Annotated in this window: 18 protein-coding genes and 1 tRNA gene; 11 read left to right on the forward strand and 8 right to left on the reverse strand. The window is 70.9% G+C overall.

Features of this window, described 5'->3' with window-relative positions:
* The first annotated feature begins 45 nt into the window (after positions 1-45).
* A complete protein-coding gene (locus ACF08F_RS02500) occupies positions 46-924 on the forward strand; it encodes a glycosyltransferase family 2 protein (RefSeq protein ID WP_392296639.1) in 879 nt (292 codons plus the stop codon).
* A gap of 114 nt (positions 925-1,038) precedes the next feature.
* On the opposite strand, the gene ACF08F_RS02505 is transcribed toward ACF08F_RS02500, so the two are convergent.
* From ACF08F_RS02505 to ACF08F_RS02515, 3 genes are all read right to left on the reverse strand, one after another.
* A tRNA-Pro gene (locus tag ACF08F_RS02505) sits at positions 1,039-1,112 on the reverse strand.
* A gap of 38 nt (positions 1,113-1,150) precedes the next feature.
* The gene (locus ACF08F_RS02510; protein WP_392296640.1) at positions 1,151-1,897 is read right to left on the reverse strand and encodes a Pr6Pr family membrane protein; all 747 of its coding nucleotides are present in this window, start codon (positions 1,895-1,897) and stop codon (positions 1,151-1,153) included.
* 17 nt (positions 1,898-1,914) lie between these two features.
* Positions 1,915-2,853 carry a metallophosphoesterase gene (locus ACF08F_RS02515; protein WP_392296641.1) on the reverse strand — a complete coding sequence of 313 codons (939 nt, stop codon included), beginning with the start codon at positions 2,851-2,853 and terminating at the stop codon, positions 1,915-1,917.
* Positions 2,854-2,927: 74 nt separating this feature from the next.
* On the opposite strand from ACF08F_RS02515, the gene ACF08F_RS02520 reads away from it, so the two are divergent.
* Positions 2,928-3,392 (forward strand): GatB/YqeY domain-containing protein, encoded by a 465-nt coding sequence (locus tag ACF08F_RS02520; protein WP_189508317.1) that lies wholly within the window; start codon positions 2,928-2,930, stop codon positions 3,390-3,392.
* Positions 3,393-3,477: 85 nt separating this feature from the next.
* On the opposite strand, the gene ACF08F_RS02525 is transcribed toward ACF08F_RS02520, so the two are convergent.
* Positions 3,478-5,727 (reverse strand): transglycosylase domain-containing protein, encoded by a 2,250-nt coding sequence (locus ACF08F_RS02525; protein WP_392296642.1) that lies wholly within the window; start codon positions 5,725-5,727, stop codon positions 3,478-3,480.
* A 417-nt stretch (positions 5,728-6,144) separates the two neighbouring features.
* Between ACF08F_RS02525 and ACF08F_RS02530 the strand changes: the two genes are divergently transcribed.
* The gene (locus tag ACF08F_RS02530) at positions 6,145-6,489 is read left to right on the forward strand and encodes a WhiB family transcriptional regulator (protein WP_015034550.1); all 345 of its coding nucleotides are present in this window, start codon (positions 6,145-6,147) and stop codon (positions 6,487-6,489) included.
* Positions 6,490-6,510: 21 nt separating this feature from the next.
* On the opposite strand, the gene ACF08F_RS02535 is transcribed toward ACF08F_RS02530, so the two are convergent.
* Together ACF08F_RS02535 and ACF08F_RS02540 are read right to left on the reverse strand one after the other, a co-directional pair.
* Positions 6,511-7,821, reverse strand: a complete 1,311-nt coding sequence (locus ACF08F_RS02535; RefSeq protein WP_392296807.1) for an ArsA family ATPase — start codon at positions 7,819-7,821, stop codon at positions 6,511-6,513.
* An 80-nt stretch (positions 7,822-7,901) separates the two neighbouring features.
* Positions 7,902-8,864: an ArsA family ATPase gene (locus ACF08F_RS02540; protein ID WP_392296643.1), complete on the reverse strand. Its 963-nt coding sequence runs from the start codon at positions 8,862-8,864 to the stop codon at positions 7,902-7,904.
* Between the two features lie 73 nt (positions 8,865-8,937).
* Here ACF08F_RS02540 and ACF08F_RS02545 point away from each other — a divergent pair, with 73 nt between their 5' ends.
* From ACF08F_RS02545 to ACF08F_RS02565, 5 genes are all read left to right on the forward strand, one after another.
* Positions 8,938-9,096: a DUF4177 domain-containing protein gene (locus ACF08F_RS02545; protein ID WP_015034547.1), complete on the forward strand. Its 159-nt coding sequence runs from the start codon at positions 8,938-8,940 to the stop codon at positions 9,094-9,096.
* Positions 9,093-9,563 carry a RidA family protein gene (locus ACF08F_RS02550; RefSeq protein WP_329622620.1) on the forward strand — a complete coding sequence of 157 codons (471 nt, stop codon included), beginning with the start codon at positions 9,093-9,095 and terminating at the stop codon, positions 9,561-9,563. The genes ACF08F_RS02545 and ACF08F_RS02550 overlap by 4 nt, the downstream gene beginning before the upstream one ends.
* Positions 9,564-9,687: 124 nt before the next feature.
* Positions 9,688-10,566, forward strand: a complete 879-nt coding sequence (locus tag ACF08F_RS02555) for an NUDIX hydrolase (protein WP_392296644.1) — start codon at positions 9,688-9,690, stop codon at positions 10,564-10,566.
* On the forward strand, positions 10,563-11,393 hold the full coding sequence (locus ACF08F_RS02560) for an MBL fold metallo-hydrolase (protein ID WP_392296645.1): 831 nt from the start codon (positions 10,563-10,565) through the stop codon (positions 11,391-11,393). The genes ACF08F_RS02555 and ACF08F_RS02560 overlap by 4 nt, the downstream gene beginning before the upstream one ends.
* A gap of 107 nt (positions 11,394-11,500) precedes the next feature.
* A complete protein-coding gene (locus ACF08F_RS02565; RefSeq protein WP_392296646.1) occupies positions 11,501-12,385 on the forward strand; it encodes an SPFH domain-containing protein in 885 nt (294 codons plus the stop codon).
* Positions 12,386-12,485: 100 nt separating this feature from the next.
* Here ACF08F_RS02565 and ACF08F_RS02570 read toward each other — a convergent pair whose 3' ends face one another.
* On the reverse strand, positions 12,486-13,160 hold the full coding sequence (locus tag ACF08F_RS02570) for a Crp/Fnr family transcriptional regulator (RefSeq protein ID WP_015034542.1): 675 nt from the start codon (positions 13,158-13,160) through the stop codon (positions 12,486-12,488).
* Between the two features lie 255 nt (positions 13,161-13,415).
* Between ACF08F_RS02570 and nth the strand changes: the two genes are divergently transcribed.
* The 3 genes from nth (at position 13,416) to ACF08F_RS02585 (ending at position 16,465) form a co-directional block, all read left to right on the forward strand.
* Positions 13,416-14,246 carry an endonuclease III gene (gene nth / locus ACF08F_RS02575; RefSeq protein ID WP_392296647.1) on the forward strand — a complete coding sequence of 277 codons (831 nt, stop codon included), beginning with the start codon at positions 13,416-13,418 and terminating at the stop codon, positions 14,244-14,246.
* A 238-nt stretch (positions 14,247-14,484) separates the two neighbouring features.
* Positions 14,485-15,219: an NUDIX hydrolase gene (locus ACF08F_RS02580; RefSeq protein ID WP_392296648.1), complete on the forward strand. Its 735-nt coding sequence runs from the start codon at positions 14,485-14,487 to the stop codon at positions 15,217-15,219.
* Between the two features lie 46 nt (positions 15,220-15,265).
* Entirely contained in the window at positions 15,266-16,465 is a 1,200-nt protein-coding gene (locus ACF08F_RS02585; protein WP_392296649.1) for a MarP family serine protease, read from the forward strand.
* A gap of 34 nt (positions 16,466-16,499) precedes the next feature.
* Here ACF08F_RS02585 and ACF08F_RS02590 read toward each other — a convergent pair whose 3' ends face one another.
* Positions 16,500-16,694, reverse strand: a complete 195-nt coding sequence (locus ACF08F_RS02590; RefSeq protein WP_150268771.1) for a hypothetical protein — start codon at positions 16,692-16,694, stop codon at positions 16,500-16,502.
* Between the last annotated feature and the right edge of the window lie 192 nt (positions 16,695-16,886).

Raw genomic sequence — 16,886 nt, forward strand, 5'->3', positions numbered from 1 at the left:
TTAGCATCCGGGGCGAGTGTCGGTCAGCGTGGGACGGAGTGGGTCGTGACACGACCGCGTATGGGTGTGGCGGTACTGACGATGGGCACGCGCCCCGACGAGCTGCGGGCCCTGCTCGACGCCGTGGCCCGGCAGGACGAGCCGCCGGCCAGGATCGTCGTGGTCGGCAACGGCACCGGCTCGCTCCCGGAGCTCCCCGAGGGCGTCACCGGGGTCGAACTCCCCGAGAACAGGGGAGTGTCGGGCGGCCGGAACGTCGCGATCGAGACGCTGCGCGCCTTCGGGGACGTCGACGTGGTGGTGGACCTCGACGACGACGGCCTGCTGGTCGACACGGACGTCCTGCGCCGCCTCGGAGACCTGTACGAGGCCGACCCGGCCCTCGGGATCGTCTCCTTCCGCATCGCCGACGAGACGGGCGAGACGCAGCGCCGCCACGTGCCGCGCCTCGGCGCGAAGGACCCGCTGGTCGGCGGCGAGGTGACGACGTTCCTCGGCGGCGGCCACGGCCTGTCTATGCCGATGCTGGACCAGGTCGGGGACTGGCCGGAGGACTTCTTCTTCACCCACGAGGAGACCGACCTGGCGTGGCGGGCCCTCGACGCGGACTGGAAGGTCGTGTACGCGCCGGAGCTCCTCCTCCAGCACCCGAAGACCAGCCCCGCCCGGCACGCCGTCTACCACCGGATGACCGCCCGCAACCGCGTCTGGCTCGCCAAGCGCAACCTGCCCGTCGTCCTGGTCCCCGTCTACCTGGGCGTCTGGACCCTCCTGACCCTGGCCCGCACCCGCTCGCTCCCGGGCCTGGGCGCCTGGTTCGCCGGCTTCGCGGAAGGCGTCCGCCGCCCCTGCGGCCCCCGCCGCCCCATGCGCTGGTCCACGGTCGCCCGCATGACCCGCCTGGGCCGCCCGCCGATCATCTAGTGCCCGCCCGTCCGGCTCCCGGAGCACTCCGGGGGCCGGACGGATGGACAAGCATGCAAAAACAGGTGAGGCACCTACCAAAATTGGTAGGTGCCTCACCTGGTGTTTCGGCTGTCGGGGTGGCGGGATTTGAACCCACGACCTCTTCGTCCCGAACGAAGCGCGCTGCCAAGCTGCGCTACACCCCGATGTCGCTGCTCTGTGCTTCACGTCGCGGCGACATCGCTTACTTTAGCCCACGCGCGCGCTGAGACGAAATCCGGTTTTCGGAGAGCCGCGCCGCAGGTCGGACGCGGTCGAGGCCGACGATGGCGAGGCCCAGGGCGTAGAAGGCGGCGCCCAGCACGACCGTGTTCGTGAGGACGCCGGCGTAGCCGTGGGCGGTGACGTCGAGGAACGGGTACGTGTAGCGGGTGGGGGCGTCCGGGGAGATCAGTTCGCCGCGGATCAGGGCGAAGGCGAGGTAGAGGCCCGGGGCGGCGAGCCACTGGGCGGCGTGGCGCCACCGGAGGGCGCCGGGGAGGGTGAGGAGGAGGAAGTCGAGTGCCGCGCCGATCGGGGTGACGGTGTGGAGCAGCTGGTTGGCGACGGCCTTCGCGCCGGTGAGCCGGGAGATCTCGGCCGCCTGGTCGAACGGGCTCGACGGGTTGGCGAGGACCAGGTGGAAGACGAGGCCGACCACCGAGATGCAGAGCAGGGCGCCGCCGGTCCAGAGGGCGGGGAGCGGCGGGCGGCGGGTCCAGGCGCGGACGGCGCTCAGGCCGAGGACGACGGCGATCAGGATGTTCGACCAGATCGTGAAGAAGCTCAGGACGACGAGCACGCTCCCGTGGACGCACTCGATGACGATGCCGGTGGCCGCGCACAGCGCGATCAGGCCCCGGAACGCCGCCGCGAGGGGGCGGCGCTCGGCGGGGGGTACGACGGCGGAGGCCGGCACGGCCGAGGAGCCGGCGGAGCGGGGCGTGATCATCACCCCACCGTAGGGGGTTACGCGCGTGCCGTCAGCGTGAGCAGGGTGACCTCGGGCGGGCAGGCGAAGCGGACCGGGGTGAAGCGGTTGGTGCCGCAGCCCGCCGAGACGTGCAGGTAGGAGGTGCGGTCGCCGACGGTGTGGGTCGAGAGGCCCTTGACCCGGTCGGTGTCGAGGTCGCAGTTGGTGACGAGCGCCCCGTAGAAGGGGATGCACAGCTGGCCGCCGTGGGTGTGGCCGGCGAGGATCAGCTCGTACCCGTCCGCCGTGAACGCGTCGAGCGAGCGCAGGTACGGGGCGTGGACGACGCCCACGGTGAAGTCGGCCGAGGTGTCGGGGCCGCCGGCGACCCGCTCGTACCGGTCGCGCTTGATGTGTGGGTCGTCGAGGCCGGTGAAGGCCAGTTCGGCCTCGGGGAGCTTGAGCGTGCCGCGGGTGTTGGTGAGGTTCACCCAGCCCGCCGCGTCGAAGGCGTCCCGCAGGCCCTCCCACGGGTTGTGGACGGCGCCGACGACCGGCTTGTTGCCGTTGAGCCCGTGGCGGCCCTGCACCTTCTCCATCAGGTAGCGGCCGGGGTTGCGGAGCATCGGCCCGTAGTAGTCGTTGGAGCCGAAGACGTACACGCCGGGGAACTCCATCAGCGGCCCGAGCGCGTCCAGGACCTCCGGTACCGCCTCGGTGTCGGAGAGGTTGTCGCCGGTGTTGACGACGAAGTCCGGGCGGAGCCCCGCGAGCGACTGGAGCCAGGCCCGCTTCTTGCGCTGGCCGCTGACCATGTGGATGTCGGAGACCTGAAGGACCCGCAGGTCGCGCATGCCGCGCGGGAGTACGGGCACGGTGACGCGGCGGAGCCGGAAGGAGCGGGCCTCGTAGCCCGCCGCGTAGACGATTCCGGCGGCTGCCGTCGCCGCGAGACCTGCCGTGACCTTCAGGGGAATCCCGTACCGTGCGCGCATCGCACCATCGTCGCAGACCCGGCGGGTGGAAATGTGCGGGCGGGTGGGGCGGGGCACCTGCCACACTTGTCCCCATGACCACGCTCAAGGAGAAGCTCAAGGCCGACCTCAACGCCGCGATCAGGGAGCGCGACGAACTGCGTTCCTCGACCCTGCGGCTCACCATCACCGCGATCCAGAAGGAGGAGGTCGCGGGCAAGACCAAGCGCGAACTCTCCGACGACGAGGTGCAGAAGGTGATCGCCAAGGAGGCGAAGAAGCGCCGCGAGGCCGCGGAGGCCTTCGCCCAGGGCGGCCGGGCCGAGTCCGCCGAGCGGGAGCGCGCGGAGGGCGTCCTCCTCGACGCGTACCTGCCGAAGCAGCTCAGCGACGAGGAGCTCGACGGGATCGTCGCGGCGGCCGTCGAGGAGGCGAAGGCGGCGGGTGCCGAGGGGCCGCGTGCCATGGGCGCCGTCATGAAGATCGTGAACCCGAAGGTGGCCGGCCAGGCCGACGGCGGCCGCGTCGCCGCCTCCGTGAAGAAGCTGCTCGCGGGCTGAGAACCCGAGCGCGTACGAGAGAACGAGGAAGGGCGCCCCACCGAAGTGGGGCGCCCTTCCTCGTGCCGGTGGCCGGAGCCGTACGTCAGCGGTTTCCGCCTCGGCGGTTGCCGTTGCCGGTGTCGTCACCGTCGCCGAACATGCCCGGCGGGATCGTGATCCCGGGGATCGTCGGCGGCTTGGTGTCGCCCGGCTTGTTGTCGCGCGGCTTCCGCGGCTTGTTCGGGCCCTCGTCGCCCTCCTTCTCCTTGTCCTTGGGCTTCTCGGCCCGCGGTACGGAGACGGTGTTGAAGCCCGGAGTCTCGGAGGCGTCCAGCGCGCCCGTCATCGCGATCTTCCAGATGGGGCCGGGGAGGCAGCCACCACAGACCTTGTCGTAGTACTCGCCGCCGATGGTGATGTCGTACATCGACTTCTTCTCGCCGACGTCGTCGCCGACCCAGACGGCGGTGGAGAGGTTCGGGGTGTAGCCGACGAACCAGGCGTCCTTGCGGTCGTTGGTCGTACCGGTCTTGCCCGCGTTGTCGCGGTCGCTGAGGCCGGCCTTCTGGCCCGTACCGTCCTCGACGACGCCCTTCAGCATCTGGTTGATCATGTCGGCGGTGCGGTCGCTCATCGCGCGCGTGCACTTGGTCTGCGGCACGTTCAGCTTGTCGCCGTTGGCGGCCTTGATCGACTCGATGGCGACGGGGGTGCAGTAGATGCCCCGGTTGGCGAAGGTCGCGTAGACGCTCGCCATGTCGAGCGGGGTGCTCTCCTGCGCGCCGAGGGTGACCGACGGCAGCTGCTGAAGCTTCTTGCCGAGCTCACGCTCGTATCCCATGTTCTTCGCCATGGTGAGCGTCTCGCAGAGGCCGGCCATCTGCTCCAGCTTGGCGAAGTACGTGTTGATGGACTTGCCGAGGGCGCTCGTCATGTCGAACGCGCCCTTCTCCGACTGGAGCTCGTTGCCGATCTCCCAGGTGGCGTACCCGGCGGGCTTGCCGTCGCAGCGGGTGTAGTCCTTCTCCGGGATGTTGATCTTCCACGGGGTGTCGAAGCTCTGCGCCGGGCTCAGGCCCTTCTCCAGCGCCGCCGCGGCCGTGATCGGCTTGAAGGTCGAGCCGACCTGGAAGCCGTAGGTCGTGCCGCCCATCTTGCTGCCGACGGCGAGGTTGAGCGTGGTCTGGTGCTGCTTCTGGTCCAGGCCGTACGGACGGGACTGGCCCATCGACAGGATGCGGCCGGTCTTGGGCTGGACCTGCACGACCGAGGCGGCGACCGGGTCGTCCTTGTCGATCTTCGCGACGGCGGCCTCGTTGGCGGCGGCCTGCGCGCGCGGGTCGAGCGTGGTCTTGACGGTGAGGCCGCCGAGGTTCCACAGCTTCTGCCGCTCCTCGACCGTCTTCCCGAAGACCGGGTCGGTCAGGATCGTCTTGCGGACGTAGTCGCAGAAGAAGCCGGCGCCGTCGACGGCGGTGATGCAGCCGTTCTTCGGCGTCTTGACCTTCAGCTTGAGCGGCGCGGCCTTCGCCTTGTCGGCCTCCGCCTGGCTGATGTCCTTCACGTCGGCCATCCGCTGGAGGACCACGTTGCGGCGCTTGGTGGCTTCCTGGATGTCGTTGATCGGGTCGTAGCGGCTCGGCGACTGGACGAGTCCGGCCATCATCGCCGCCTCGCCCAGTTCGAGCTTGGCGGCCGGCTTGGAGAAGTACCGCTGGGAGGCGGCCTCGATGCCGTACGCCTGCTGACCGAAGAACGTGATGTTGAGGTAGTTCTCCAGGATCTTCTTCTTGCCCAGCTCCTCCTCGACCTGGATCGCGAACTTCAGCTCGCGGACCTTGCGGCCGATGGTCTGCTGGGTGGCCTGCGCGACCTTCTCGGGGTCGTCACCGGCCTCCTCGACGAAGACGTTCTTCACGTACTGCTGGGTGAGCGTGGACGCGCCCTGCGCGACCCCGCCCGACTGCGCGTTGCGGTTGATCGCGCGCAGCACGCCCTTGAGGTCGATCGCCCCGTGCTCGTAGAAGCGGCCGTCCTCGATCGCGACGATCGCCTTCTGCATGTACGGGGAGATCTTGTCCAGCGGGACGACCTTCCGGTCCCGCGAGTACACCGTGGCGAGGAGTCCGCCCTCGGCGTCGAGAATGGTGGTGCGCTGACTCAGCGGCGGGGTCTTCAGGTTGGAGGGGATCTCGTCGAATCCCTCGACCGTGCCCTTCGCGGCCAGCCCGAGTGCTCCGGCCGCGGGCAGGGCGATGCCCGCCAGCACGGCTCCGGAGAGCACACTGACACCGAGGAACTTGGCGGCCTGCTGGGTCCCGGTCAGACCACCGCCCGAGCGCTTCTTTGCCATGGGGGCAGCCTACGTTCTCATTCGCCGGACACGCGTATATGCCTTGGCCTAAGCTGCTCACAACTGTCACAGCAGTGCGGTCTCGCATCAAGACCCGTGCGTGACATCGGCATGAATTTCCGTGACCCCGAAACACGGGAAGCTCGTGTCCGTTTCCGGATCATGCGTCACCCGGTGCCCGAAGTGGGGCTGGTGAGGAAGGGCGTATCCATGGGGATATGTCCACTATCGCACGCATGTCCTTCGGTCACTCCCCTGGGTGATCTGACGCGTACGCATAGTCCGTTCGGGCCATTCAAGATTGGGCCCGAAGGGGGTGTTGCGCTGTGCCCACCTTCCGTAACGTCCCAACTGGCAGCGGTGAATATGCCGCTACCGCCGTGGGGGAGCCTCGATTCGGGAGAGGACGGCGCCGGTATGGGCTGGGTAGCTGACTGGAGTGCGCAGGCGGCCTGCCGCACTACCGATCCGGATGAACTTTTCGTGCAGGGAGCGGCACAGAACAGGGCAAAGGCGGTGTGCACCGGATGCCCGGTGCGGACCGAGTGCCTCGCCGACGCCCTCGACAACCGCGTGGAGTTCGGTGTGTGGGGCGGCATGACGGAGCGCGAGCGTCGTGCCCTGCTGCGCCGACGGCCGACCGTCACCTCGTGGCGCCGGCTCCTGGAGACCGCGCGGACGGAGTACGAGCGCGGTGCGGGCCTGCTGCCCGTGGCGATCGAGGACGACGCGACGTACGAGGCGTACGCCGCGGTGGGCTAGCCCACGGACCGGCAGGGTGGCTCAGGCCGAAGGCACGCGCCCGGCCGTGAGCCGGTCACCGATGGCCCGCAGCCCGGCGAGGTCGTGCACATCGCCGGGCAGGGCGGCCACTTCGGCCACGGCCACCTCGGGGTGGAGCGCGGTGAAACGGTCGCGGGTGCGCTGCTCACGCGCGAGCACCCGCATGCGCTCGGCATGCAGGCGCAGAAGTCCCGCGGTGAGATGCCGTACGTCTGAATCCGTGATGTCTGCGTCTACGTCGGGGTGCTGTGCGGCCGGTTCGGCTGTGGGGGCAGCCTCGGGTACGGAAGATGCGGCGGCGGCGGTGGCGAGATCTGACAGCTCGGGTGACGTGGCCGGGGAGCCACTCAAACCAGCTTTCCCGTCCGCCCGATCCGGCATGCGCCCCTCGTCAAGATTTTCCGCGGCGGCCCGCGCCCGCTCGGCCGACAGGCCGGCCGCGCCACTGCCGTGGACGCGGTTCAGGACGAGCCCCGCCAGCGGCATCTCCTCGGCGGCCAGCCGCTCCACGAAGTACGCTGCCTCGCGCAGCGCGTCCCGCTCCGGCGTGGCGACGACGAGGAACGCCGTGCCCGGGGCCTGGAGCAGCCGGTACGTGGCGTCGGCGCGGGTCCGGAAGCCGCCGAACATCGTGTCCATCGCCGCCACGAAGGTCTGCACGTCCTTGAGGAACTGACCGCCGAGCAGCTTCCCGAGCGTCCCGGTCATCATCGACATGCCGACGTTGAGGAACTTCATGCCGGCCCGGCCGCCGACCTTCGCCGGGGCCATGAGCAGCTTGATGAACTTCCCGTCGAGGAAGGACCCGAGCCGCTTCGGCGCGTCCAGGAAGTCCAGCGCGGAGCGGGACGGCGGCGTGTCGACCACGATCAGGTCCCACTCGTCGCGCGCCCGGAGCTGGCCCAGCTTCTCCATCGCCATGTACTCCTGCGTACCGGCGAACCCGGCCGACAGGGACTGGTAGAAGGGGTTCTCCAGGATCGCCCGGGCCCGCTCGGGCTCCGCGTGCGCCTCGACGATCTCGTCGAAGGTCCGCTTCATGTCGAGCATCATGGCGTGCAGTTCGCCGCCGTCGGACCCCTTGATCCCGTCGACCTTGCGCGGGGTGTTGTCGAGGGAGTCGATGCCCATCGACTGGGCGAGGCGGCGCGCCGGGTCGATGGTGAGCACGACGACCCGCCGGCCGCGCTCCGCCGCCCGCACGCCCAGGGCCGCCGCCGTGGTCGTCTTGCCGACCCCGCCCGCGCCGCAGCACACGATGATGCGGGTGCCCCGGTCGTCGATGAGCGGGTCGAGCTCCAGCACGGACACGGCGTCGAGCGCGGCCGCTTCGGGATCCGTACCGGCCGCCCCCGTCGTGTCGGTGCCGGTTCCGGCGGTCGGCTTCTCCGTCACGCGCCCACCCCTTGCTTCCGCAGTTCCTTCGCCAGCCGGTAGAGCCCCGCGATGTCCCCGCCGTCCCCGAGGAACGGCAGCTCGTACGCGGGTACGCCGATGCCGTCCAGGACCGCGCGCTGCTCCCGCTCCAGCTCCACCCGCCGGGCGTGCTCGGCCGCCTGGTCGAGGAGCGGTTCGACGAGCCGCGCGCCGCCCGGGACGCCGACGGAGGCCAGGCTCCGTACGATCGCGTCCCGGTGGTCGCCGGAGGCGGCCCGTACCGCCGCCTCGTCGAGGACGTGCGGCCGGACCATGTTCACCACGACCCTGCCCACCGGCAGTTCGGCCGCACGGAGCTCCGCGATGCCGTCGGCCGTCTCCTGGACCGGCATCTCCTCCAGGAGCGTCACCAGGTGGACCGCCGTCTCGGGCGACTTGAGGACCCGCATGACGGCCTGCGCCTGATTGTGTATCGGGCCGATCCTGGCCAGCCCCGCGACCTCGTCGTTGACGTTGAGGAAGCGGGTGATGCGGCCGGTGGGCGGCGCGTCCATGACCACGTGGTCGTAGGTGTGGCCGCCGTGCTTCTCGCGCCGCTTGACCGCCTCGCACGCCTTGCCGGTCAGCAGGACGTCCCGTACCCCCGGCGCTATCGTCGTCGCGAAGTCGATCGCCCCGAGTTTCTTCAGGGCCCTCCCCGCGCCGCCGAGTTTGTAGAACATCTGGAGGTAGTCGAGGAGCGCGCGCTCGGCGTCGATCGCCAGCGCGTACACCTCGCCGCCGCCGGGCGCGACGGCGATCTTGCGTTCCTCGTACGGAAGCGCTTCCGTCTCGAAGAGCTGTGCGATGCCCTGTCTGCCTTCGACCTCGACGAGGAGGGTGCGTTTGCCCTCCGTCGCGAGGGCGAGCGCGAGGGCGGCGGCGACCGTCGTCTTACCGGTACCGCCCTTTCCGCTGACGACCTGGAGCCTGCTCACGCTGTCGAGCCTAACCACTGGCGGCGGCGCCCAATCAGGAGGCCGCCCTCCGGCAGCGGATACAGTCGCCTCCATGACCAAGTGGGAGTACGTCACGGTGCCGCTTCTGGTGCACGCGACGAAGCAGATTCTGGACACCTGGGGCGAGGACGGCTGGGAGCTCGTCCAGGTCGTGCCCGGGCCGAACAACCCCGAGCAGCTCGTGGCCTACCTGAAGCGGGCCAAGTCGTGAGCGGGGCCGTCGAGGCGAAGCTCGCCGAGCTCGGCCTGACCCTGCCGGAGGTCGTGCCGCCGCTGGCCGCGTACCAGCCGGCCGTGCAGTCGGGCGTGTACGTCTACACCTCGGGCCAGCTCCCGATGGTGGGGGGCAAGCTCTCGGTGACCGGCAAGGTCGGCGACGAGGTCACCGCGGAGGAGGCCAAGCAGCTCGCGGCCACCTGCGCGCTGAACGCCCTCGCGGCCGTGAAGTCGGTCGCCGGTGACCTGGACCGGATCAAGCGGGTCGTGAAGGTCGTGGGCTTCGTCGCCTCCGCCTCCGACTTCACCGGGCAGCCGGCCGTCATCAACGGCGCCAGCGAGCTGCTCGGCGCGGTCCTCGGCGACAAGGGCGTGCACGCCCGCAGCGCCGTCGGCGTGGCCGTGCTGCCGCTCGACGCGCCGGTCGAGGTCGAGGTCCAGGTGGAGCTCGTCGAGGCCTGATCCGTCCGTGGTGTTCCTGGAGCCGGCTTCCTCACGGGTGGGGGAGCCGGCTCTCGCGTGTCCGAGGCCCGGCCCACACCGTCCTGCCCTCGTGCATTCCGGTGCTTGCGCATAGCATCCGCCCATGTCGAATGCTCAGCCGAACGGTCAGTGGTACCCGCCGGAATGGCCCGACCGCATCCGTGCCCTCGCCGCGGGCGAGCTCACCCCGGTGAGCCCCCGGCGCGCCGCCACGGTGCTCCTCCTGCGGGACGGGGCCGCGGGGCCCGACGTGCACATGCTGCGCCGCCGCGCCTCGATGGCCTTCGCGGGCGGCGCGTACGCGTATCCCGGCGGCGGGGTCGACCCGCGCGACGAGCAGCCGGTGCGCTGGGCGGGGCCCTCCCTCGCGGAGTGGGCCGGGAGCCTCGGCCTCGACGACCCCGCGCAGGCCCAGGCCGTGGTCTGCGCCGCCGTGCGCGAGACGTTCGAGGAGGCGGGCGTCCTGCTCGCCGGCGAGACCCCGGGCACCGTGGTCGGCGACACCACCGGCGAGGACTGGGAGCGGGACCGGGAGGCGCTCGTCGCCCGGGAGCTCTCCTTCGCCGACTTCCTCGACCGGCGCGGGCTCGTCCTGCGCTCGGACCTGCTCGGCGCGTGGGCCCGCTGGATCACGCCCGAGTTCGAGCAGCGGCGGTTCGACACGTGGTTCTTCGTGGCCGCGCTCCCCGCCGGGCAGCGCACCCGGGACGTCTCCGGGGAGGCGGACCGCACGGTGTGGATCCGTCCCGCGGAGGCCGCCGCCGGCTACGACCGGGGCGAGCTGCTGATGATGCCGCCGACGATCTCGACCCTGCGCACCCTGGAGCCGTTCGGCACGGCCGCGGAGGCGCTGGAGGCGGCCCGGGAACAGGATCTGACCCCCGTACTCGCGCAGGCGCGGCTGGAGGGCGACGAGCTGGTCCTGAGCTGGCCGGGGCACGAGGAGTTCACCAAGATCATCCCGGCCGGGGGTGCGTCATGAGCGACGCCGCCGCCCTGCCCGGGCAGCCGCGTGGGCTCGTCGTCTCCGGGCCCGCGACCGCCCGTGCGGTGAACGTGCTCGCGCCGAACGCGTCCGCGATGACCCTCGACGGCACCAACACCTGGCTGCTCTCCGAGCCCGGCTCGGACCTGGCCGTCGTCGTCGACCCGGGCCCCCTCGACGAGGGCCATCTGCGCCATGTCGTCGAGACCGCCGGGAAGCTCGGCAAGCGCATCGCGCTCACCCTGCTCACCCACGGCCACCCGGACCACGCGGAGGGCGCCGGCCGTTTCGCCGAGCTGACCAGGACCGACGTACGGGCCCTGGACCCGGCGCTGCGGCTCGGGGACGAGGGGCTCGGCGAGGGGGACGTGCTGGACGTCGGCGGCCTGGAGGTGCGGGTCGTCCCGACGCCCGGGCACACCTCGGACTCGCTCTCCTTCCATCTGCCCGCCGACCGTGCGGTCCTGACGGGGGACACGATCCTGGGGCGCGGCACGACGATGGTCGCGCACCCGGACGGGCGGCTCGGCGACTACCTGGACTCGCTGCGGCGGCTGCGCTCGCTCACCGTCGACGACGGGGTCCACACGGTCCTGCCGGGGCACGGGCCGGTCCTGGAGGACGCGCAGGGGGCGGTGGAGTTCTATCTGGCGCACCGCGCGAGCCGGCTCGCGCAGGTCGAGACGGCGGTCGAGAGCGGCCACCGGACGGCGGCGGAGGTCGTGGCGCACGTGTACGCGGACGTGGACCGCTCGCTGTGGCCGGCGGCGGAGCTGTCCGTACGGGCCCAGCTGGAGTACCTGAGGGAGCGCGGGCTGGTTTAAGGCGGTCGTCACGATCCTGTTCCGAGGTGGGCCCCGGCACTGCGGCCCACTTGCCCCGTGTTTTACGCTCCGTTTACTTCTGGCCGTAGCTTTCGGGGGGAACGCCCGTGTTCGTCATCGCCATCCTGCTGGTCATCGCCGCAGTGGTGCTCTATTTCGTCGGCCGCGCCAGCGGCTCGAAGGGGCTGAAGTTCGGCGCCCTCGGCGCCGTCCTGGCCGGTGTCTTCTCGCTGATCGTGAGCATGACGTACGTGATCAGCGCGTACGAGGTCGGTGTGCCGGTCGCCTTCGGCAAGGTCGGCTCGCCCATGACCTCGGGCATGCACGTGAAGTCGCCGTTCACCGACGTCACGACCTTCTCGACCCGCCCCGTCGACCTCAACCTCTCCGACAAGGACGTGGTCGAGGTCCGCTCCTCGCAGGGCGGTGTCATGTACGCCGAGGTGACGGTGAAGTGGGCCGTCGTCCCGTCCAAGTCCGTCGAGCTGTACAAGCTCGCGGGCAGCGAGGACGCCATCCAGCAGCGGCTGGTCTACCCGGACAGCCGGGAGATCGTCCGTAACGTCTTCGCCCGCTACACCAGCGAGCAGGGGTACGCCTCCGACCGCGAGAAGATCAACGCCGAGATCGGCTCCCTGATCAAGGAGCGCCTGGCCCCGCGCGGCATCGACGTGACCACCGTCAACCTGCGCAACGTGAAGCCCTCGGACTCGCTCCAGGCCCAGATCGACCGCAAGATCCAGCAGCAGCAGGCCACCGAGCGGGCCACCGAGGCCGCCCGTACGGCCAAGGCCGAGGCCGACCGGCGCCGGATCGAGGCGGAGGGCATCGCCCGCGCCAACAAGATCCTCAACGACTCGCTGACGGACAAGGTCCTCATGAACCAGTGCATCGACGCGTTCAAGGAGGCCGCCTCGAAGAACGCGATCTACACGGTGCCCTGCGCCGGCGGCAGCTCGGCCCCGGTGATCGTGGACGGCTCCAAGCGCTGACGGTCCGCGCCCTGACGCACGGAAGGCCGCCCCGGTCCTCGGACCGGGGCGGCCTTCCGCGTACGTACGGAGGTGCGTACGGGGGTACGCGCGGGTCTGCCTACCGCGAGCGCTTCGCGAGGCGCTCGACGTCCAGCAGGATCACGGCGCGGGCCTCCAGGCGCAGCCAGCCGCGCTGGGCGAAGTCGGCGAGCGCCTTGTTGACCGTCTCGCGGGAGGCGCCGACCAGCTGGGCCAGCTCCTCCTGGGTGAGGTCGTGGACGACGTGGATGCCCTCCTCCGACTGCACGCCGAAGCGGCGCGACAGGTCGAGGAGCGCGCGGGCGACACGGCCCGGCACGTCGGAGAAGACCAGGTCCGACATCTGGTCGTTGGTCTTGCGCAGCCGGCGGGCGACAGCGCGGAGCAGAGCGGTGGCCACCTCCGGGCGGGCGTTCAGCCAGGGCTGGAGGTCGCCGTGCCCGAGGCCGAGCAGCTTGACCTCGGTCAGCGCCGTCGCGGTCGCGGTGCGCGGGCCCGGGTCGAAGAGGGACAGCTCGCCGATGAGCTCGCCGGGGCCGAGGACCGCCAGCATGTTCTCGCGGCCGTCGGGGGAGGTGCGGTGCAGCTTGACCTTGCCTTCGGTGACCACGTACAGGCGGTCACCGGGGTCGCCTTCGTGGAACAGCGCGTCGCCACGGGCGAGCGTCGCCTCACTCATCGAGGCGCGCAGCTCGGCGGCCTGCTCGTCATCGAGCGCCGCGAAGAGCGGGGCGCGCCGCAGAACGTCGTCCACGAGTTCTCTCCATACTGTCGACCTGCTCAAAGGACCTGGGTCCCATGATGCCGGACGCACAAAACAGTGCGATCAATCACAACAAGTTTGACGCACTTGGCTACCCGTGCGTACGGCAGGGGCCCGATTGGGCTCCGATCGGCCGTGCCCACGGCGGATGTCGGTGGTGGCCCCTAGGCTGGCCGGGTGTCCAACTCGCCGGTGAGAGCGCAGGCCAAGGGGGCTGAAAGAGTGTCGGCCGAAGGTAATTCCGCTGTGGGCGAACACGGCGTGTCGAAACGGGTGAAGGCCCCGAATCGGAAGGTTCGGGGCGTCAAGCCCGAGTCGCGGCTCGCGATGGTGCGGCGGGCGCGGAAGATCAACCGCGAACTGGCCGAGGTCTTCCCGTACGCCCATCCGGAGCTCGACTTCCGGAACCCCTTCGAGCTGCTCGTCGCCACGGTCCTCTCCGCGCAGACCACCGACCTGCGGGTCAACCAGACCACCCCGGCGCTCTTCGCGAAGTACCCCACGCCCGAGGACCTCGCCGCCGCCGTGCCGGAGGAGGTCGAGGAGCTGATCCGTCCGACCGGCTTCTTCCGGGCCAAGACCAAGTCGATCATGGGCCTGGCCGCCGCCCTGCGAGACGACTTCGGCGGGGAGGTCCCCGGCCGCCTGGAGGACCTCGTCAAGCTGCCCGGCGTCGGCCGGAAGACCGCGTTCGTCGTCCTCGGCAACGCCTTCGGCGTCCCGGGCATCACCGTCGACACCCACTTCATGCGCCTCGTCCGGCGCTGGCGGTGGACCGAGCAGGAGGACCCGGTCAAGATCGAGGCGGAGATCGCCGAGATCTTCCCGAAGAGCGAGTGGACCATGCTCTCGCACCGGGTGATCTTCCACGGCCGCCGGATCTGCCACGCCCGCAAGCCCGCGTGCGGCGCCTGCCCGATCACCCACCTCTGCCCCTCGTACGGAGAGGGCGAGACGGATCCGGAGAAGGCGAGGAAGCTGCTCAAGTACGAGATGGGCGGCTTCCCCGGCCAGCGGCTCGACCCGCCGCCCGGCTACCCGGGCCGCCCCGCGCCCCCACTGGGCACGAGCGGCTGAGCCTGAGCGGCTGAGCGCGGGCGGCCTGCGCGCGGGCGCCGGACCACCGGAGCGCCCGAGTCCGGGCCCGCCACGCCCGAGCGCCCGCCACGCCGGCTGCCGCCCGCCACGTCCGCCACACCCGCCACGTCCGAGCGGCCGGAGCGCCGCCGGGCAGCAGGAACCTCCCGTTCCCTAGGCTCCAGGCCCGCGGGGAACGAACACGTCCATCGATCGCGTTGTGAAACACGGGGTGCCTATGACGCGCACTGACGAAGAGATCCACGACGAGCACGTGCACGGCGACGGGGCCGGAGCCCCCGGCCACGGCGGTCTGCTCGACAGAGGCGGCCTGCCCGGCTGGCTCGGCCCCGTCGACCGGGCCGCGCGCACGGTCGCGCCCGAGCAGCTGAGCCGCTTCCTGCCGCCCGCGAGCGGCGCCGGCCGCCAGTCCGCCGTCCTCGTCCTCTTCGGCGAGGGCGAGCGCGGGCCCGAGCTGCTGCTCATGGAGCGCGCCGGCAGCCTCCGCTCGCACGCCGGGCAGCCCTCCTTCCCGGGCGGCGCCCTCGACCCCGAGGACGGCGACCCGGCGGACGGCGGGCTGCTGCGCGCCGCACTGCGGGAGGCCCAGGAGGAGACCGGGCTCGACCCGGCGGGCGTCCAGATCTTCGGCGTGCTGCCGCAGCTCTACATCCCGGTCAGCGGCTTCGTCGTCACCCCCGTCCTCGGCTGGTGGCGCGTCCCCAGCCCGGTCGGGGTCGTCGACCCCGGCGAGACCGCCCGCGTCTTCACCGTGCCCGTGGCGGATCTCACGGACCCCGCGAACCGCGCGACGACCGTCCACCCGAGCGGCCACCAGGGGCCCGGCTTCCTGGTCGAGTCCGCTCTGGTCTGGGGTTTTACGGCCGGAGTGATCGACCGGCTACTGCACTACTCGGGCTGGGAGCGCCCCTGGGACCGGTCCAAGCAGGTCCCGCTCGACTGGCGCTCATGACAGTCTGATCCCGGGCGACCGAAACGAATTTGCGAGGCTATCGACGGTGAACGTGCTGGACATCTTGTTGCTGCTCGCCGCCGTGTGGTTCGCCGTCATCGGATATCGCCAGGGATTCGTGGTCGGCATCCTGTCGGTGGTCGGGTTCCTCGGCGGCGGCCTCGTCGCCGTCCTGCTGCTCCCGGTCCTCTGGGACCAGCTGACGGACAACAGCGAGGTGTCGACCACGGCGACGGTCGTCTTCGTGATGGTGGTCATCATCTGCGCCTCGGTCGGGCAGGCGTTCACCACCCACCTGGGCAACAAGCTCCGTCGGCACATCACCTGGTCACCCGTGCGCGCCCTGGACGCCACCGGCGGCGCGCTGGTCAACGTCGTCGCGATGCTGCTGGTGGCCTGGCTGATCGGCTCGGCCCTGGCGCGGACCTCGCTGCCCACCGTGGGCAAGGAGGTGCGGAACTCCAAGGTGCTGCTCGGGGTCGAGCAGGTGATGCCCGATCAGGCGTCCAGCTGGTTCGACGACTTCAGCTCCATGCTGGCCCGCAGCGGCTTCCCCCCGGTCTTCAGCCCCTTCGCCAACGAGCAGATCACCCCGGTCACCCCGCCCGACCCGGAGCTCGCCGACAGCCCCGTCGCCGCCCGCGCCCAGCGGTCCATCGTGAAGGTCGTCGGCACGGCGCAGAGCTGCGGCAAGGTCTTCGAGGGCACCGGCTTCGTCTTCGCCGACCGCCGGGTCATGACCAACGCCCACGTCGTCGGCGGGGTCGACGAGCCGACCGTCCAGATAGGCGGTGAGGGCAAGCTCTACGACGCGAAGGTCGTCCTCTACGACTGGCAGCGCGACATCGCCGTCCTGGACGTGCCGGACCTCAAGGCGCAGCCGCTGAACTTCACCGAGCAGGACGCCCGCAGCGGCGACGGGGCGATCATCGCGGGCTTCCCGGAGAACGGCGCGTACGACGTGCGCTCGGCGCGTGTGCGGGGCCGTATCAGCGCCAAGGGTCCCGACATCTACCAGCGGGACGAGGTGCGCAGGGACGTGTACTCGCTGTACGCGACGGTGCGCCAGGGCAACTCCGGCGGTCCGCTCCTGACCGAGGACGGCGAGGTGTCCGGAGTGATCTTCGCCCGCTCCCTCGACGACGTGAACACGGGTTACGCCCTGACGGTCGACGAGATCCGCGAGGACATCGAGCGCGGTCGGACCGCCGTCCAGCAGGTCGACACCCAGGGCTGCGCGCTGTAGCGAGGCGCCGCCCCGGGTGCCGTACCCGTATCCCCTAAGGGGTGTCGCGTGGATGCCGGAGCCGGGCCGAGACCCATCGCGCCCGGCGACGCAGAATGCGTGAGATCCCTACCTCTGGCACGGTGCGCGCGTGGCCCTGATCCTGCGGGCCACCCCTCTCTCGGGAGCCCGGCCCAGCGGCCGAGCGGCGGTTGCGTGCTGTGTCACTGTAGTCGTGCGTCCAGCCCATACCTCGACGTCTGCCCGTGCCCCAAGGTCGGTAACCGCCCGGGGGCCCGCCAATTGGAGTATGCGCGGGGCACATTGCCGTTCGACGCATTCCTGTGCGTCTGTTGTGCGTCGGCCGTGCGTCCGCGGTGTGCCCCACGGGTGTCCGAGGTGTGTTCTCCGCGTGGCCGGCTGTACGTCAGAAGCCGGGCCG

This window comes from Streptomyces sp. NPDC015130 (assembly GCF_043080005.1).
GTDB lineage: Bacteria > Actinomycetota > Actinomycetes > Streptomycetales > Streptomycetaceae > Streptomyces.

Excerpts from the sequence above, each read along its gene's own strand:
- ACF08F_RS02510 (WP_392296640.1), bottom strand. The coding sequence starts at position 1,897 with ATGATCACGCCCCGCTCCGCCGGCTCCTCGGCCGTGCCGGCCTCCGCC.
- ACF08F_RS02590 (WP_150268771.1), bottom strand. The coding sequence starts at position 16,694 with ATGGGCTGGACGCACGACTACAGTGACACAGCACGCAACCGCCGCTCG.
- ACF08F_RS02545 (WP_015034547.1), top strand. The coding sequence starts at position 8,938 with ATGACCAAGTGGGAGTACGTCACGGTGCCGCTTCTGGTGCACGCGACG.
- ACF08F_RS02555 (WP_392296644.1), top strand. The coding sequence starts at position 9,688 with ATGTCGAATGCTCAGCCGAACGGTCAGTGGTACCCGCCGGAATGGCCC.
- ACF08F_RS02520 (WP_189508317.1), top strand. The coding sequence starts at position 2,928 with ATGACCACGCTCAAGGAGAAGCTCAAGGCCGACCTCAACGCCGCGATC.
- ACF08F_RS02525 (WP_392296642.1), bottom strand. The coding sequence starts at position 5,727 with ATGGCAAAGAAGCGCTCGGGCGGTGGTCTGACCGGGACCCAGCAGGCC.
- ACF08F_RS02580 (WP_392296648.1), top strand. The coding sequence starts at position 14,485 with ATGACGCGCACTGACGAAGAGATCCACGACGAGCACGTGCACGGCGAC.
- ACF08F_RS02530 (WP_015034550.1), top strand. The coding sequence starts at position 6,145 with ATGGGCTGGGTAGCTGACTGGAGTGCGCAGGCGGCCTGCCGCACTACC.
- ACF08F_RS02560 (WP_392296645.1), top strand. The coding sequence starts at position 10,563 with ATGAGCGACGCCGCCGCCCTGCCCGGGCAGCCGCGTGGGCTCGTCGTC.
- ACF08F_RS02515 (WP_392296641.1), bottom strand. The coding sequence starts at position 2,853 with ATGCGCGCACGGTACGGGATTCCCCTGAAGGTCACGGCAGGTCTCGCG.